Origin of the sequence: Streptomyces goshikiensis (assembly GCF_014650555.1) — a bacterium.
Lineage (GTDB): Bacteria > Actinomycetota > Actinomycetes > Streptomycetales > Streptomycetaceae > Streptomyces > Streptomyces goshikiensis.
The window spans coordinates 337,790-353,788 of sequence record NZ_BMVE01000005.1; the positions used below are offsets into that span (position 1 = coordinate 337,790).

General features: G+C 73.8%; 15 protein-coding genes. 3 read left to right on the plus strand and 12 right to left on the minus strand.

Annotated elements, in window-relative coordinates:
- Positions 1 to 55: 55 nt before the first annotated feature.
- Together IE248_RS17805 and IE248_RS17810 are read left to right on the plus strand one after the other, a co-directional pair.
- On the plus strand, positions 56 to 835 hold the full coding sequence (locus IE248_RS17805) for an alpha/beta hydrolase (protein WP_073774467.1): 780 nt from the start codon (positions 56 to 58) through the stop codon (positions 833 to 835).
- Complete coding sequence (locus tag IE248_RS17810) at positions 828 to 1,436, plus strand: hypothetical protein (RefSeq protein WP_190031135.1); 609 nt, start codon at positions 828 to 830, stop codon at positions 1,434 to 1,436. The genes IE248_RS17805 and IE248_RS17810 overlap by 8 nt, the downstream gene beginning before the upstream one ends.
- Positions 1,437 to 1,500: 64 nt before the next feature.
- Here IE248_RS17810 and IE248_RS17815 read toward each other — a convergent pair whose 3' ends face one another.
- The 6 genes from IE248_RS17815 to IE248_RS17840 form a co-directional block, all read right to left on the minus strand.
- On the minus strand, positions 1,501 to 2,262 hold the full coding sequence (locus tag IE248_RS17815; RefSeq protein WP_073798978.1) for an endonuclease/exonuclease/phosphatase family protein: 762 nt from the start codon (positions 2,260 to 2,262) through the stop codon (positions 1,501 to 1,503).
- A 78-nt stretch (positions 2,263 to 2,340) separates the two neighbouring features.
- Positions 2,341 to 3,282 carry an ROK family glucokinase gene (locus IE248_RS17820; RefSeq protein WP_008738780.1) on the minus strand — a complete coding sequence of 314 codons (942 nt, stop codon included), beginning with the start codon at positions 3,280 to 3,282 and terminating at the stop codon, positions 2,341 to 2,343.
- A 61-nt stretch (positions 3,283 to 3,343) separates the two neighbouring features.
- On the minus strand, positions 3,344 to 3,832 hold the full coding sequence (locus IE248_RS17825) for a DUF5304 domain-containing protein (RefSeq protein ID WP_073798979.1): 489 nt from the start codon (positions 3,830 to 3,832) through the stop codon (positions 3,344 to 3,346).
- Between the two features lie 76 nt (positions 3,833 to 3,908).
- The gene (locus IE248_RS17830; RefSeq protein WP_190031136.1) at positions 3,909 to 5,114 is read right to left on the minus strand and encodes an ArsA family ATPase; all 1,206 of its coding nucleotides are present in this window, start codon (positions 5,112 to 5,114) and stop codon (positions 3,909 to 3,911) included.
- Between the two features lie 259 nt (positions 5,115 to 5,373).
- Complete coding sequence (locus IE248_RS17835; protein ID WP_008738785.1) at positions 5,374 to 5,817, minus strand: SRPBCC family protein; 444 nt, start codon at positions 5,815 to 5,817, stop codon at positions 5,374 to 5,376.
- Between the two features lie 142 nt (positions 5,818 to 5,959).
- Positions 5,960 to 6,751 (minus strand): metallophosphoesterase family protein, encoded by a 792-nt coding sequence (locus tag IE248_RS17840; RefSeq protein WP_073798981.1) that lies wholly within the window; start codon positions 6,749 to 6,751, stop codon positions 5,960 to 5,962.
- A 229-nt stretch (positions 6,752 to 6,980) separates the two neighbouring features.
- On the opposite strand from IE248_RS17840, the gene IE248_RS17845 reads away from it, so the two are divergent.
- The gene (locus IE248_RS17845) at positions 6,981 to 8,777 is read left to right on the plus strand and encodes an AMP-dependent synthetase/ligase (protein WP_073798982.1); all 1,797 of its coding nucleotides are present in this window, start codon (positions 6,981 to 6,983) and stop codon (positions 8,775 to 8,777) included.
- Positions 8,778 to 8,808: 31 nt separating this feature from the next.
- Here the strand turns inward: IE248_RS17845 and IE248_RS17850 are convergent, their stop codons facing one another.
- The 6 genes from IE248_RS17850 to IE248_RS17875 form a co-directional block, all read right to left on the minus strand.
- Positions 8,809 to 10,425: a GMC oxidoreductase gene (locus IE248_RS17850; protein ID WP_229895371.1), complete on the minus strand. Its 1,617-nt coding sequence runs from the start codon at positions 10,423 to 10,425 to the stop codon at positions 8,809 to 8,811.
- A gap of 96 nt (positions 10,426 to 10,521) precedes the next feature.
- Positions 10,522 to 11,664: a glycosyltransferase family 4 protein gene (locus IE248_RS17855; protein WP_037791538.1), complete on the minus strand. Its 1,143-nt coding sequence runs from the start codon at positions 11,662 to 11,664 to the stop codon at positions 10,522 to 10,524.
- A 95-nt stretch (positions 11,665 to 11,759) separates the two neighbouring features.
- Complete coding sequence (locus IE248_RS17860; RefSeq protein WP_190031138.1) at positions 11,760 to 12,197, minus strand: glutaredoxin domain-containing protein; 438 nt, start codon at positions 12,195 to 12,197, stop codon at positions 11,760 to 11,762.
- 43 nt (positions 12,198 to 12,240) lie between these two features.
- Positions 12,241 to 13,365, minus strand: a complete 1,125-nt coding sequence (locus IE248_RS17865; protein WP_190031139.1) for a hypothetical protein — start codon at positions 13,363 to 13,365, stop codon at positions 12,241 to 12,243.
- Between the two features lie 48 nt (positions 13,366 to 13,413).
- A complete protein-coding gene (locus IE248_RS17870) occupies positions 13,414 to 14,478 on the minus strand; it encodes a C40 family peptidase (RefSeq protein ID WP_190031140.1) in 1,065 nt (354 codons plus the stop codon).
- 265 nt (positions 14,479 to 14,743) lie between these two features.
- Entirely contained in the window at positions 14,744 to 15,784 is a 1,041-nt protein-coding gene (locus tag IE248_RS17875; protein ID WP_008738808.1) for a C40 family peptidase, read from the minus strand.
- Positions 15,785 to 15,999: the final 215 nt, after the last annotated feature.

The window sequence follows — 15,999 nt, forward strand, 5'->3', positions numbered from 1 at the left end:
TACGGTGAAGTCACACAGCGCTACGTACCCCCCACCCCTTCCTAAGGAGACCCTGGTGCCCGTCCTCCCTGGAGCAGAGCCGTTCCGCCACGAGGGCGGAGAGGTCGGCGTACTGCTCTGCCACGGCTTCACCGGTTCCCCGCAGTCGCTGCGCCCCTGGGCCGAGTACCTGGCCGAGCGGGGGCTGTCGGTGTCGCTGCCGCTGCTGCCCGGGCACGGGACGCGCTGGCAGGACATGCAGCTCACGGGCTGGCAGGACTGGTACGCGGAGGTGGACCGCGCGCTGCGGGAGCTGCTGGACCGGTGCGAGCGGGTGTTCGTCTTCGGCCTGTCGATGGGCGGGGCGCTGACGCTGCGGCTGGCGGCGAAGCACGGGGACGCGATCAGCGGGATCGTGCTCGTCAACCCGGCCAACAAGGTGCACGACCCGCTGGCCTTCGCGCTGCCGGTGGCCCGGCACTTCATCCGGTCGACTCCGGGCATCGCCAGCGACATCGCGAAGCCGGGGTCCGAGGAGGTCGGCTACGACCGGGTGCCGACGCGGGCCGCGCACTCCCTGCGGAACTTCCTGCGGCTGGTGGACTCGGAGCTGCCGCAGGTGACGCAGCCGGTGCTGCTGCTGCACAGCCCGCAGGACCACGTCGTACCGCCGGTGGACTCGGCGCGGGTGCTGGCGCGGGTGTCGTCCACGGATGTCACCGAGACCCTGCTGGAACAGAGCTACCACGTCGCGACGTTGGACCATGACGCGGAGCGGATCTTCGCGGACAGCTTCGCGTTCGTGGGGCGGCTCACGGGGAGCGTCAGCAGGGAGGGGGCGGCCAGCGGTGGCTGAGCACGAGGAATCATCAGGGGGGGTGCCCCCGCTGGACGAGGAGGCGGCGTGGGCGGCGATCGTCGCCGGGTACGGGCAGGAACCGCCGGACCCGCCGGGGGCGCGGCCGTTCAGACCGATCGAGAACCTGATGCTGCCGGAGGAGGACGTCCTGCCGGAGCCTTCGGCCGAGGCGGCCTCCGAGGCGGATTCCGACGCGGATCCTGACGCGGGCCCCGGCGCGGATTCCGGCCGCGGGCCGGCGGCGCCGCCTGCGCTGGGCAGCTCGGTGGTCTTCGCCCCGGGCGTGGGCGCGGGCGCCCCGGCTCCGGGGCCTCGGGACCACTCCCCGAAGGAGCCGGAGGACGGGGCGGACGAGGGCCATTTCGTCCCGCCGGAACCGGAGCTGCCGCAGGCCGACGTGACGACGAAGTTCGCGTGGCTGGCGGTGGTGGGCGGACCGGTCCTGCTCCTGCTGGCGGTACTGCTCCAGTGGGACATGACCTGGTGGCTCACCACGCTGGGCATCGGCGGCTTCCTGGGCGGCTTCGCCACCCTGGTGGGCCGGATGTCGCAGGACGACGACGAGGATGACGACCCGGGCCGCGGCGCGGTGGTCTGACCCCCTTGCCCGACGCGCCGCTCGCGCGCCTCGGCCGGGGCCGATGCGGCCCCCGCCGGGGCGGCTACGGGGCCGGGAGGCGGAGGGCGGCCAGGACGGGAAGGTGGTCCGTGGCCGCGCGGAGGTCCGCGGGAGTCACTCCCGGGAGCCCCTCGGGGACGCCGCAGCCGAGGACCTCCACCCCCTGCGAGGCGAACACCGCGTCGATGCGGCGGGCCGAGGGGCCGCCGGTGAAGGTGTGCTCCCCGCCCCAGGGGGCGACCGTGCGGCAGTCCTGGAGGCGGGCGGCGACCCGGGCGAAGGCCGGGCCCTCCGGGGGCTCGTTGAAATCGCCCGCCGCGATCTTGTACGGGGTGTCCATCGCCTCCGTCCGCTCCAGCAGCAGCCCCGCCTGGGCCAGCCGCTCACCGGGGTCCAGCGAGAGGTGCGCGCTCAGCACCCCCACCCGTACCGCTCCGAACCGTACGACGGCCGTCGCGAAGCCCCGCCGGTGCAGGCCTGGCGTCATCGGCAGCAGTACGTCCTCGGTGCGTTCCACGAAGGCCCGCAGGGAACACAGCAGCAGCGGCCCGGCGGCCGTCGCGCCCCCGCTCAACACCACCAGCTCGCTCTTCGACGCCAGCCGCGCCGCGTGCTTGCGCCAGCGGAAGAACCGCGGGGCCTCCTGGACGAAGACCAGGTCGGGGGCGCACGCGCGGATCACCCTCGCCAGCGCGTCCTCGTCGTCGCGCAACGAGCGGATGTTGTAGCTGAGCACCCGGATCACGGCAGAACCGTCGGGCTCCGTTTGGGACTTCGGCAGCGAAGGCAGCACAGGCAGGTCCATGTCCGCAAGATACGCAGCTGCCCGCCGCTCCCCCAGGGGGCGCGGCGGGCAGCTGCGCAGAACGCGGAACGGCCGGTGTCAGCCCTGGCGGGCCAGGTCCGCCGCGCCGACCAGCCCGGCCTTGCCGCCGAGCTGCGCGGCCAGCACCTGCGCGTGCGGGCGCCACGCGCCGCCGACCAGCCAGCGCTTGAAGGACTTGCGGATCGGGTCGAGGACGAGGTCGCCCTCGTCGGAGACGCCGCCGCCGACGATGAACGCCGACGGGTCGAAGAGGGAGGCCAGGTCCGCGAGACCCGCGCCCGCCCAGCGGGCCAGCTCGCGGAAGGCGTCGACGGCCACCAGGTCACCGGCCCGCGCGGCCTCGCTGATGTGCCTGCCCTCGATGCCGTCGGGGGTGCCGTCGCCGAGGGCGAGCAGGGCCGCCGCGTTCTCGGGGGTGGCGTTGGCGCGCTGCTTCGCATACCGGACGAGCGCGCGCCCGGAGGCGTACTGCTCCCAGCAGCCCTGGCTGCCGCAGCCGCACAGCAGGCCGTCCGGGACGACCCGGATGTGCCCGAACTCGGCGGCGACGCCGAAGCGCCCGCGCCGCAGCTTGTTGCCGATGATGATGCCGCCGCCGAGGCCGGTGCCGAGGGTGATGCAGATGACGTCCTCGTGGCCCTGGCCGGCGCCGAAGCGGTACTCGCCCCAGGCCGCGCAGTTCGCGTCGTTCTCGACGACGACCGGCAGGCCGATGCGCTGCTCGACCTTGTCCTTGAGCGGCTCGTGCCGCCAGTTGATGTTGGGCGCGAAGAGTACGGTCGCCCGCTTGTCGTCCACGTAGCCGGCGGCGCCGATGCCGACGGCCTCGATGGCGTGGTTGCTGCTGACCTCGGACACGGCGGAGCAGATCGCCTCCGTCACTCCGTCCGCGGTCGGCGGGGTGGGCACCTTGTACGTCTCAAGGATGGTGCCCTCTTCGTCGACCACGCCGGCCGCGATCTTCGTGCCGCCGATGTCGACGCCGATGGTGAGTCCCATTAGTCCCTCGGTTTCCGGTCAAACCCCGCCACGGGCAACGGTACCCGAGGGCGGCGGCGCCTCAGTCGAGATCGATCCGCCCGGCGGGGCCTTCGTCCCCGGGGCCGTCGCCCTCGTCGCGTGGGTCGCGCGGGTGGTTCTCCTCGGCCGGGGCGCGGCGCGGGGCGGGCGGCTCGTCCCGGGTCCAGCGGCGCTCGTGGCCCTCCACGGCGGAGCGGTAGGCGGCGAGGAGCTCCGAACCGGCGGCCGCGAGGTGGTCGAAGACCTCGGGATTGCGCTCGATGACGGGCTTGGCGGCGGTCTTGGCCTGGTCGACGAACTGCCGCACCGCGCCTTGGGCGGCAACGCCGATCAGCGGGTTGTTCAGCCCGGAGACCTTGTCGGCGACGGCCTCGAAGAGCTTGAACAGCTCCTCGGCGGCGGTCCCGGTGGCCCCGCCGCCGCCCGCGCCCTGTTCCGCCCGGCGGCGGGCCTTCTCGGCGGCGAGGTCCTCGGCACAGGCCTTGGCCCAGGCGTCTTCGTCGGTGGGGCGGTCGGTGGCCTCGCTCATGGCGGACTCTCCTGCGGCAGCTGCGGGGCGTGCGGTACGGACTACCTTCGACGGTACCCGAACGGGGGTACGGGCTTCAGTGCGCGCGGGGCCAGAGCCCCGGGTCGGGGGTGAAGCGGATGCGGAGCTCACCGTCGGCGAGGGCGGCGCCGGAGACGGTGCAGCGGCGCAGCGCGGAGGGCAGGGGAACGATCCTGCGGTACGGGCCGACCGTGAGCAGGAGCTCGTCGCCGCGCCGGATCAGGTCGAGCTCGCGCTTCTCGGCCCGGGGCAGCGGAACCACCCAGACGAGCACCCCGTCCTCGGCGATCCGGTCCTCGACGGGCCAGTCGGGGCGGCGCCCGGGGGCGTCCGGAGCCTGGGCCGCGACGTCCGCGAGCGCGGCGAGGTCGTCGGGGCCCTGGGGGTCGCGGCCGAGGTGCGGGAGCGGGAGGACGGGCGGGCCGTCGGCGGCCCACTGGGCGGCGTACTTCTCCTGCTGGGCGGCGAGGCCGGCCAGCCACGGGTCGGCGGAGCCGGGGGGCAGGGTCCGGTTGGCGACGACGTCGGCGACGCGCAGCCGCTGGAGGGCGAGCCCGAGGCCGCCGGTCCGCAGGGTGGCGTCGGCGGCCGGGCCCGGCTCGGCGACGAGCCGCACGGCGGTGGAGCCGGCCTCGATGACCGCCTGGACCGCGGCCAGCTCCTCGTCCCAGCGCGCGGCGGCCTCGTACAGCCACTGCGCGGGCATGGGCACGCCGGCCAGCTGCGCGAGTACGGGGCGCAGCGCGCGGGCCGCCTGGCGCTCCGCGGGGAGCAGGCGGGCGAGGTAGCGGCGCAGCTGGGCGGGGAGGGCGAGGGTGGCCACGGCCTGGTGCAGCGGGGGCATGTCCACGACGACGAGGTCGACGCCGGGGGCGGTGGCGGCCCGGCGCAGGGCCCGCAGCAGTGCGAACTGCTCGGCGCCGGGGAGCTCGGTGAGTTCCTCGGCGCCGAGGGCGCGGCCGCCGAGCATGCTGAGGAGCGCGGCGCCGCGGTCCTGGAGGGCGACGAGTTCGGCCCGGAACTCCTCGCCGGAGTCGATGCGGGCGACCAGCACCCCGCCGGCGGCGGGCACGGCCCGCAGGCCGGGCGCGACGTCCTCGGGCGGGCCGGCGGCCGGCCCGACCAGAGCGGCCATCGGGTCTCCCGGGTCACCGGACAGCAGCAGCACGCGCCGCCCGGCGCGGGCCGCGGCGAGGGCGGTCACGGCGGCGGCGGTCGTCCGCCCGGCGCCGCCGGGGCCGGTGACGAGCAGGGTGTGCATGGTGCGGTGCTCCTTGAACGCGGGGGACCGCCTCTGGGCTCCGCCCGGGCGATGTGTGCTGACCCGGCCCGGCGCCGACCGGGCCCCTACCCGGACCCGGCCCTCAAACGCCGGACAGGCTGGAGGGCACGGGCCCCACCGGACCCCGAACCCGACCGGGCCGGAGAACCGACTCCACGCGGACGCCGACCTCCAACGCCGCACGGGCCGGAGGCCGGCTCCGCCGGGCCACTCCTCCCGCGCCAGGGGCGGGGGCCGGTCAGGCGGTGGCTTCCACGCGCTTCTTCAGGCCCGCCAGGGCGCGGTCGATGATGACCTTCTCCGCCTTGCGCTTGATCATCCCCAGCATCGGGATCTTGACGTCCACCGTCAGCTGGTAGGTGACCTCGGTGCGCTTGCCGCCCTCCAGCGGGGCGAGCCTGTACGAGCCGTCCAGCTGCCGCAGCATCTGGGACTTGTCCAGGGTCCAGCTGACCTCGTCCGTACCCGCCCAGCTGTACGCCAGGGTGTGGTCGTCCTTGATCGCGCCCGCGTCGAGCAGCAGGCGGACCTTCGACGCCCGGCCTTCGGCGTCGGTGCCCAGCACCTCGGCCTCCTTCACCTCGCCGGTCCACTCGGGGTAGCGGGCGAAGTCGGCGATCACGGCCATGACGTCGGCCGGCGCCGCGTCGATCGTGATGCTCGATTTGGTGTGTTCCGCCATCGCGGGCGCTCCTCCGTGGAGAGTTCGAGGAAGTGTGCGGGCGGCCCCCGGCCGCCGCGTGAAGGCTACCGCGCGTGTGGACCCCGCCACTCCAGCGGACCCCACGACCGCGTCGGATACCGCCGGTCACGGCCGGAACCGGTCACCACTCCAGCGCCCACGGCCGCCCCGTCGCCGCGAAGTGGCCGACGTTCACGCACTCCGTCCCCCCGATCCGCATCCGTCGCGCCAGCGGCTGGTGCACGTGCCCGAACAGCGCGTAGCGCGGCCGGGTCCGCCGGATCGCCGCCAGCAGCGCCTCGCTGCCCCGCTCGAACCGCCGCGCCACCGTGTCGTAGCAGAGCTCCGGGACCTCCGGCGGGATGTGCGAGCACAGCACGTCCACCTCCCCCAGCGCCTCCACCTTGGCCGCGTACTCCTCCTCGGACACCTCGTACGGGGTCCGCATCGGCGAGGGCAGCCCGCCGCCGACGAAGCCGAAGACGCGGCCGCCGATCTCCACCCGCTGCCCGTCGAGGACGGTGGTGCCGGGTCCGGCGTACTCCTGCCACAGCCCGGGGATGTCGACGTTGCCGTAGGTGGCGTACGTCGGGGTGGGCAGGGCGGCGAACATCTGCGCGTACTGCCGCCGTACCGCGCCCTCGATGAGCTGCTCCCGGTCGAGCCCGTCCCACAGGGCCCGCCCGAAGTCCCTGGCCTCCGCGAACCTGCGCGCCGTCCGCAGCGCCACGATCCGGTCGGCGTTCTCGACGCCGAACAGGTCGGGGAAGATGCCGCGCGAGTGGTCGGCGTAGTCGAGGAAGAGGACGAGGTCACCGAGGCAGATCAGCGCGTCGGCGCCTTCTCCGGCCCGCGCGAGCGCCTCCGTGTTGCCGTGGACGTCGCTGACGACGTGAACCCGCGTACCGGCCCGGCCGGTTTTGCTGCCACCCATGCCCGCCACCCTAGGGGCGCCTGGGGAGTCGGGGTAGTGCGGGTCGGACAGCCATCCGGACCTGCGGTTACTTCCAAGTCCCAAACGGGGTCGACTAGGGTCGGTACGGCACGGCCGCGTCGGTGTGACGCACGGAACAATGGCCGGTTCCCTCTATCCGGAACCCACTACCGGTGGGTAACGTCCGGTCGGTCCACACGTGGCGATGGCGCCCAGAGGAGCAGCAGTCTTGCGCGAGTTCAGCCTTCCGGCCCTGTACGAGGTCCCGTCGGACGGGAACCTGACGGATCTCATCCGCCGCAACGCCGCTCAGCATCCAGACACCGCCGTGATGAGCCGCAAGGCCGACGGCAAGTGGCAGGACGTGACCGCGAGAGAGTTCCTCGCCGAGGTCCGCGCGGCCGCCAAGGGCCTGATCGCGGCCGGTGTCCGGCCCGGTGACCGGGTCGCGCTGATTTCCCGTACCCGCTACGAGTGGGTGCTCTTCGACTTCGCGATCTGGAGCGCCGGCGGCGTCACCGTCCCGGTGTACGAGACCAGCTCCCCCGAGCAGATCCAGTGGATCCTCGGCGACTCCGGCGCGGTCGCCGTGATCGTCGAGAGCCCCGCGCACCACGAGGCCGTGGCCTCCCTGCGCGACCGGCTGCCGGATCTGCGCGAGGTCTGGGAGATCGACCGGGGCGGGCTGGAGACGCTGAAGGCCGCCGGCGCGGTCGTCACCGACGCCGAGGTCGACGAGCGCAGCGACCTGGCCAACGCCGACGACCCGGCCACCATCGTCTACACCTCGGGCACCACCGGCCGCCCCAAGGGCTGTGTGCTGACCCACCGCAACTTCTTCGCGGAGTGCGGCAACGCGGTGGAGCGCCTGAGCCCGCTGTTCAAGACCGGCGAGTGCTCGGTGCTGCTGTTCCTGCCGGCCGCGCACGTCTTCGGACGGCTCGTCGAGGTGGCCGCCGTACTGGCGCCGATCCGGCTGGGCTGCGTACCGGACATCAAGAACCTCACCGAGGAGCTGCAGTCCTTCCGGCCCACGCTGATCCTCGGCGTCCCCCGGGTCTTCGAGAAGGTCTACAACTCGGCGCGCGCCAAGGCGCAGGCCGACGGCAAGGGGAAGATCTTCGACGCGGCGGCCGACACGGCCATCGCCTACAGCCGCGCGCTGGACACCCCGCGCGGCCCGTCCTTCGGCCTGAAGCTGAAGCACAAGATCTTCACGAAGCTGGTCTACAGCAAGCTGCACGCGGTCCTCGGCGGCCGCGGCGAGTACGCGATCTCCGGCGGCGCCCCGCTGGGCGAGCGGCTGGGTCACTTCTTCCGCGGCATCGGCTTCACGGTGCTGGAGGGCTACGGCCTGACGGAGTCCTGCGCCGCGACCACCTTCAACCCGTGGGACAAGCAGAAGATCGGTACGGTCGGCCAGCCCATGCCGGGTTCCGTGGTGCGCATCGCGGACGACGGCGAGGTGCTGCTGCACGGCGAGCAGATCTTCACGGGGTACTGGAAGAACGAGACGGCGACCGCGGAGGCGCTGGCCGACGGCTGGTTCCACACCGGCGACGTCGGCACGCTCGACGAGGACGGCTACCTCACGATCACCGGGCGCAAGAAGGAGCTCATCGTCACGGCGGGCGGCAAGAACGTGGCCCCCGCGGTGATCGAGGACCGGATCCGGGCGCACGCGCTGGTCGCGGAGTGCATGGTGGTCGGCGACGCGAGGCCGTTCGTGGCCGCGCTGGTCACGATCGACGAGGAGTTCCTCGGCCGCTGGGCGGCGGAGAACGGCAAGCCGGCCGGTGTCACGGCGGCGGAACTGCGGGAGGACGCGGACCTCATCGCCGCCGTCCAGAAGGCCGTGGACGACGGCAACGCGGCGGTTTCCAAGGCGGAATCGGTGCGGAAATTCCGCATTCTGCCCTCCCAGTTCACGGAGGAGTCGGGCCACATCACGCCGTCGCTGAAGCTCAAGCGGAATGTGGTGGCGAAGGACTTCGCGGACGAGATCGAGGCGCTCTACCGCGGCTGACCGGGGGCCTCGATGGCTTCGGTGACCTCGGTCAGTGCGGGTCCTGGGCCAGGATCCGCGCCATGTTCCGCTCGGCGAGGGCCGTGATCGTGACGAACGGGTTCACGCCGAGCGAGCCGGGCACCAGGGAGCCGTCGACCACGTACAGCCCCTGGTAGCCCTTGGCGCGGCCGAAGTCGTCGGTGGCCTCGCCGAGGACGCAGCCGCCGAGCGGGTGGTACGTGAAGTCGTCGGCGAAGTTCTTGTTGCCGCCGAACAGGTCGTACCGGTAGATGGTGAAGTTGGCCCGGTTGATGCGGTCGAAGAGGTTCTTGGCGGCCCGCACGGCCGGGGTGTTCTGGTCGCGGCGCCACCGGAGCCGCGCCGAGTCGCTCGCGGCGTCGTACGTGAAGTGGCCGCGCTCCGGGTTCTTCGTGATGGCCAGGTACATCGAGATCCAGTGCTCGAACCCCATGGGCAGCGGGGCGATCTCGGCGAACACCGGGTTGGCGGCGTTGTCCCAGTCGTCGATGCCCAGTGCGGGCATGGTGGCCTGGTTCGAGCCGACGGTGTCCCACAGGTGGTTGGCGCGGGCGGTCATGACGTTGCCGTTGGGGCCCCAGCCGAGCCCGACCTTCTCGCTGAGGGCGGGCAGCGTGCCGGTCTCCCGGGCGCGGAGCAGGATCTCGGTGGTGCCGAGGCTGCCGGCGCCCAGGAAGAGCTGGCGGCAGCCGAGTTCGCGGACCTGGGTGACCCGTCCGGTGACATCGCTGGTCCGCACGGTCAGCACGTACCCCCCGGCGGGGTCCTGCCGGACCGCGACCACCCGCTGCATGGTCTCGATGGTGACGTTGCCGGTGCCGATCGCGGCCGCGAGGTAGGTCTTGTCGACGCTCTTCTTGCCGTGGTTGTTGCCGTAGATGACCTCGCCGGCGAGTGCGGAGCGGGTGGCGGTGCCGGCCGCCTCGCGCTTCATGTACTCGAAGTCGTAGACGTTGGGGACGAAGACGGTCTTCAGGCCGGTGTTCTGGGCGTGCTTGCGGGAGATCCGGGCGAAGCGGTACCACTCCGTGGACTCGAACCAGGCCGGGTCGATGTCGCCCACGCCGAGCATGGCGCGGGCGCGCGGGTAGTAGGTGCCGTACATCTCGTCGGCGTCGACCCGGGGCAGCACCTCGGAGAAGTAGGAGCGGCGGGGCGTCGGCGACATGCCGCCGTTGACGAGGGAGCCGCCGCCGACCCCGCGGCCGACGTAGACGGACATGTCGCCGTAGTTCACCCGGTCCAGGACGCCCGGGTAGGGGCTGATGTCGCGGTTGACGACGTCGAGCCAGAGGAACTGGGCGAGCGGGGCCTCGGTGCGGTTGCGGAACCACATGGAGCGCTGGTCGGGCGCGGAGGTGGAGGGGAAGACCTTCCCGTCGGCTCCGGGGGTGTCCCAGAGCCGGCCCATTTCGAGGACGACGGTACGGACGCCCGCCTGCCCCAGGCGCAGGGCGGCGACGGCGGAGCCGTACCCGGAGCCGACGACGATGGCGGGTGCGTACGAGGCGGCGGGGGGTTCGAGGGCCGCGGCGGAGGCGGCGCCGATCCGGGTGAAGCCGAGGGCCGCGGCGGTCGAGAGCGCGCCGAGCCCCAGCATTTGACGGCGCGTCAGGTTGGATGTCATGGCCGCATCATGAGCGGATTCGCGCCGTCCGCCCATACGCGGTAGTGACAGACATCTGAGGGACAGTCAGGCGTGGCGGCCCCGGGGCCGCCCGGGTCAGAGCAGCTCGCGCAGCCGCTCGGCCAGGAGGTCCCAGCGCCACTTCTCCTCGACCCACTCCCGGCCCCGCTCGCCCATCCGGCGGCGCAGCTCCGGGTCCTGGAGGAGGGCGACGATCCGGTCGGCCGAGTCCTCGGCGGAGCCGCCCCGCACCACCCAGCCCGTCTCGCCGTCGAGCACCGCGTCGGGCGCCCCGCCGGAGTCGCCCGCGACCACCGGCAGGCCCGTCGCCGAGGCCTCCAGGTAGACGATGCCGAGCCCCTCGACGTCCAGACCGCCGCGCCGGGTCCGGCACGGCATCGCGAAGACGTCCCCCGCGCCGTAGTGGGCGGGGAGCTCCGCCCACGGGACCGCCCCCGTGAACACCACGGACCGGGCGACTCCGGTGGACTCGGCCAGGGCCCGCAGGTCCGCCTCGTAGGGGCCGCCGCCGACGATGAGCAGCACCGCGTCCGGGACCTTCGCGAGGATCCGGGGCATGGCCTCGATCAGGGTGTCCTGGCCCTTGCGGGGCACCAGGCGCGAGACGCACACCACGACCGGGCGGTCGGCCAGTCCCAGCCGGGCCCGGACCTCGTCGCCGCCGGAGCCCGGGTGGAAGGTCTTCTCGTCCACCCCCGGCGGAAGCTGCGTCATCCGCGCGGCCGCCCGGTCGGTCACCGCCGAGGCGATCCGCGAGCGGGTGTACTCGCCCAGGTACGTCAGCGTGTCCGTGCCCTCACCGATCCGCCGCAGCAGCTGCCGCGCGGCCGGGAGCTGGGCCCAGCCCGCCTCGTGCCCGTGCGTGGTCGCGACCAGCCGGCGCGCGCCCGCGCGGCGCAGCGCCGGACCCATCAGCCCGAGCGGCGCGGCCGCCCCGAACCACACCGACTCGCAGCCGTGTTCGCGCAGCAGGCCGACCGCCCGCCGGGTCACCCGCGGGGTCGGCAGCAGCATCGTCGTACGGTCGCGGACGACCTGGAACGGCTGCTCGGCATCGAAGGCGGCGGTCGCCGCGCGGCCCTCCTCACCGTGCTTCCAGGTGGAGGCGTAGACGACGATCCGGTCGGGATCCAGCCTCAGCGCCATGTTGTGGAGGAAGGCCTGGATGCCACCGGGTCGCGGCGGGAAGTCGTTGGTCACGATCAGCGTCTTGTGCATCGCCAGCCAAAGTACCCGAACCCCCGCCGCGGGCCGCCAGGGCGTGTCGCACAAGCCGCGCGCCGACCGAACCCGCCGCCGGGGCACGGTTTCCGTCACGCGGAAGGGGGGAGCTGCGCGCGCACCCACTCGGGATCGGGATTGGTGTGTGGCCGGCCCGCCACGACGACGGTCGGCACGGTCTCGTTGCCGCCGTTGGCCGCCCGCACCGCTGCGGCTCCTGCCGGGTCGCGCCAGATGTTGACCCAGTGCAGCCGCCCGGCGCTGCGGCCGAGCCGGATGCGCAGGCGTATGCAGTACGTGCAGCCCGGCCGCCAGAAGACGACCGGCCGGCCGTCGACCGCGCTGCTGCGTTGTGCCTCCCGCGCGCCGGTCGACCTCGGGAAGATCAGGGGCGAGTTCACACCGGCCAGCGCCAGGAACGCCACCAGGACGGTCGTGGCCGTGCCGGAGCTGCCCGCGAAGACCAGCCCGGTCGCGAAGGCAGAGCCGCAGAGCACCAGCAGTACCGGCAAGATCCAAAGACGCGTCATGGTGACGCAGGCTACCGATGAGTCGAAAGGGGCCTCGAACCCTTCAAGGCTTCAGCTCCTGCGTCAGGTACGTCTGCCAGGCGCGGGTGAGGCCGGCGGGGTCGAGGGCGAGGGTTTCGGGCAGGGCCGTGGCCAGGGGCTCGCGGCCGGCCCTTTGGTAGAGGCGGACCAGCGCCGCCTCGCCCCACCGGTCCGCGATCAGCCGGCAGGCCAGCCAGGCGCCCCCGTACGCGCGCGCCAGCGCCTCCGGATCCCCGCCGAAGCCGAACGCCTCGTCGGCGGGCAGCGCGCCCGGGAGCTCGCCGCGCCGGACCGCCCGGGCCAGCTCGGGCGCGGCCTCGGCCGCCGTCCGCCCCGTCCCCCGGTACGCCGCCCAGTCCGCGAAGCCCTCGGAGAGCCACAGCGGGGTCCGCGGCGAGGTCGCGGCGCGGGTCGCGACGTGCGTGGTCTCGTGGGTCAGGACGATCCGCCGGCCCTCCTCGGAGAGCTCCGCGTACCCCTCGGGGTTGACGACGACCCGGTCGGCCGGGGCGGGTCCGGCGCCCACCCGGCCCGTGGTGACGGCGCCCAGGCCCCGGTAGTCGGAGGCCGGGTGGCCGAGCAGCGCCGCCATGGCGTCCAGCGTGTCCGGGACCAGTACGACCACCCGCCCGGCCCACCGCTGCGGCCAGGCGGCGGTGACGGCCGCCACCGCGCGGTCGGCCCCGGCCGCGATCCCGGCCAGGTTCCGCTCCTGCCCGCCGGCCCCGAGCACCAGGGAGTGCGCCCCCCGGGCCGCGGCCACCGGCCCCTGGTCCCACGGCTGCGGGAGCGCGCCCGGCGCGGGCCGGTCACCGGTGACCCGCCAGGCCGTGCCGTCCCGGACCAGCTCCACCTCGCGCGCCGACCCCGACGGGGCCGTGTCGTATCCGGCGAGCCGGTAGCGCAGCTCCGCCCGCGCGAAGGCCCGTACGCCCTCCCGCCGGACCGAGGTGACCTCGTACGCCCAGTCCTCCAGCGGGATCCCGGCGAGCCCGGCGGGCGGCGCCGCGGACCACCGGGCCACCGCCCCGCGGATCTCGCCCTCCGCCGCGTCGCCCGTACCGGCGGGCGCCCCGCAGGCGGCGAGCGGCGCCCACAGCAGCGGCAGCGGCAGGGCGCGGAGCACGGCACGGCGGGCGAGGGACATCCGCCGATCGTACGCAGGCCCGCGGCGCCGGGCCCGCGGCGCCGGAGCCTAGGGCCGCGTCACCGCGGAGACCGGCATCATGCCGACCGGGTCGTACCGCACCCGGGCCCCGGGGTACGGGGCGTGCACGACCTGGCCGTTGCCCACGTACATGGCGACGTGACTGGCGTCCGAGCGGTACGTGACCAGGTCGCCCGGGCGCGCCTGCGAGAGCGGGACCCGCCGGCCGGCGTGCCGCTGGGCCTGCGAGGTGCGCGGCAGGGCGACGCCGGCGTGCCGGTAGGACCACACCATCAGCCCGGAGCAGTCGAAGCCGGACGGGCCGGTGGCGCCCCATACGTACGGGCGGCCGACCGCGGACCGGGCGGCCATCACGGCGGCCGCGGCGCGCCCGGAGGAGGGGCCGAAGGCGGGCAGGTCGGGCAGCGCCTCGGAGCGGCCGTCGGAACGCGAGGAGCGCTCGAAGTCGGCGCGTTCCGGAGCGGGCATGGCGCTCAGGAGCCGGCGGGCGGCGGCGAGCTTCGCCGTGATGGCGCGCTTGTCGCGGGCCGCCTCGGTGCGCAGGGTCTCCAGTTCGGCGAGTTTGCGGGAGGCCTCGTGGCGTTGCAGGCCGAGCCGGCGCTGCTCCTCGCGCAGGGCGTCGAGCCGGCGGGCCTGGCTGCCCGTCAGCCGCTCCAGGGCGGCGGCCCCTTCCAGGTAGTCGTCGGGGTTCTCCGACAGCATCAGCTCGACGGCGGGGTCGATGCCGCCTGAGCGGTACTGGGCCCCCGCGAAGTGGCCGAGGAGGCCCCGCATGGTGTTGATGCGGTCCTGGCCGCGGGCCACCGCGTCCTGGGCCCGGCTGATCTCGGCGCGGAGCCTGTCGGCCCGCTCCCCCGCCCGGTTGAAGCGTTCGGTGGCCTGTTCGGCCTCTTCGAAGAGCCGGTCGACCTGGGCGTGGGCGCCCGCCGGGGGGTCGTGCGGGAGACCGGGGGCCGCGCTGGCGGACGCGCCGGCCATGGCGACGGCGGCGCAGGCCGCGGCGGTGGCCGCCGCTGCGGTGAAGGCGGTGAGCTTCGTGTTCCGGTCGAGGCCGGTGAGGCCGCTGGGGCCGGGCCGGCGATGGGACGACACGTGAAACCGCTCCCTTCCGCTGTGCGCGGCCCGGGTCCGCCCTCCGTGGACGGCCGTGTGCCGGGTCTCCGCGCTGGCAGACAGTAGCGGCGCGGTCACGCACCGGCCAACGACCGCCGCGGGGCACGCACGACGACGCCCCGCCGGAGACGCAGGTCACCGGCGGGGCGTGTGGTCAGGGCGGGGCCTCGGAATTCGCCCGGATGGGCGGTGTACGGCGTGCCCCCGGCGCTCGTTCCGTGCGGAGGGTCGGCCGATGCGGCGGTCAGCCGATGCGGACGCCGAACTGGAACGGCATGTTGTCGATCGACTCGTACTTGACGCCGCCGCGCGGGTTCGAGGCGTGCAGCGTCATGTTGTTGCCCGCGTACAGGCCGACGTGGTGCAGGTCTCCGTAGAAGAACACCAGGTCACCCGGCTGGAGCTGGCTGCGGCCGATGCGCGTGCCGTCGTTCACCTGGGTGAAGGTGGTGCGGCTGATGTTGACGCCGGCCTGCTTGTACGCCCACTGGGTCAGGCCGGAGCAGTCGAAGGCGGTGGGGCCCTCGTAGCCGGAGATGTACGCGCTGCCCAGCTTGGTCTTGGCGGCGGCGAGCGCGGCGCCCGCGCGGCCGGAGGGCTTCACGTCGCCGAGGTCGGGGGTGCGTTCGCCCTCGCTGCGGCTGGCGCGGCTGGACTTGGCCTCGTCGTCCTTGAGCTGCGCGCGCTCCTGCGCCGTCAGGGTGTTGAGGAGGGCCTGGGCCTCCGCGAGCTTGTCCGCCGAGGCCTTCTTCTTCTCGCCGAGCTCCTTGCGGGTGGCGTCGAGGTCGGCGAGCTTGCCGGAGGCCTCCTGGCGCTGCTGCGCGAGGCTGCGCTGCTTGGCCTGGATCTTCGTGACCGATTCGACCTGCTTGTCGCTCAACTGGTCGAGCGTGGAGGCCTTGTCGAGGTAGTCGTCCGGGTCCGCGGAGAGGAAGAGGGCGATGGACTGGTCGACGCCGCCGCTGCGGTACTGGGCGCTCGCCATCGAACCGAGCGTGTTGCGCAGCTCGTTGAGCTCGTCCTGGCCGCGGGCGACCTGGTCCTGGAGCTGCCCGATCTCCTTTTCGAGCTTCTCCTGGCGCTCCTTGGCCCCGTTGAACTTCTCGGTGGCCTGCTCCGCCTCTTCGTAGAGCGCGTCGACCTGGGCCTTGACCTCGTCCTTGCTCGGCTTCGCCGGGGCGGCGCTGGCGCCCTGGGCGGAGAGGACGACCGCCGCTGCCGCCGTGGCGGTGAGGACGGTCACGCGGGCGCGGTTCGGCTGCTTGGGTCGACGGTGGGACGCCACGAAGGCGAGCTCCTTCTTCCTCTGGCCACCGAACGGCGCGCGGAACCGGGCGCGCTCGGCAGCACCTCCGCCGACACCCCGAATGAGTGACCTACCGTACGAAGGTTTGACCAGACCCTAGTGACCAGGCTGTGATCAGTTCAAATCCTGGTGAGCAAAAACTCGGTCCCCGACCAGCTTCTTTACCTATACAGCACGCTCTGTGCAAGGCACTT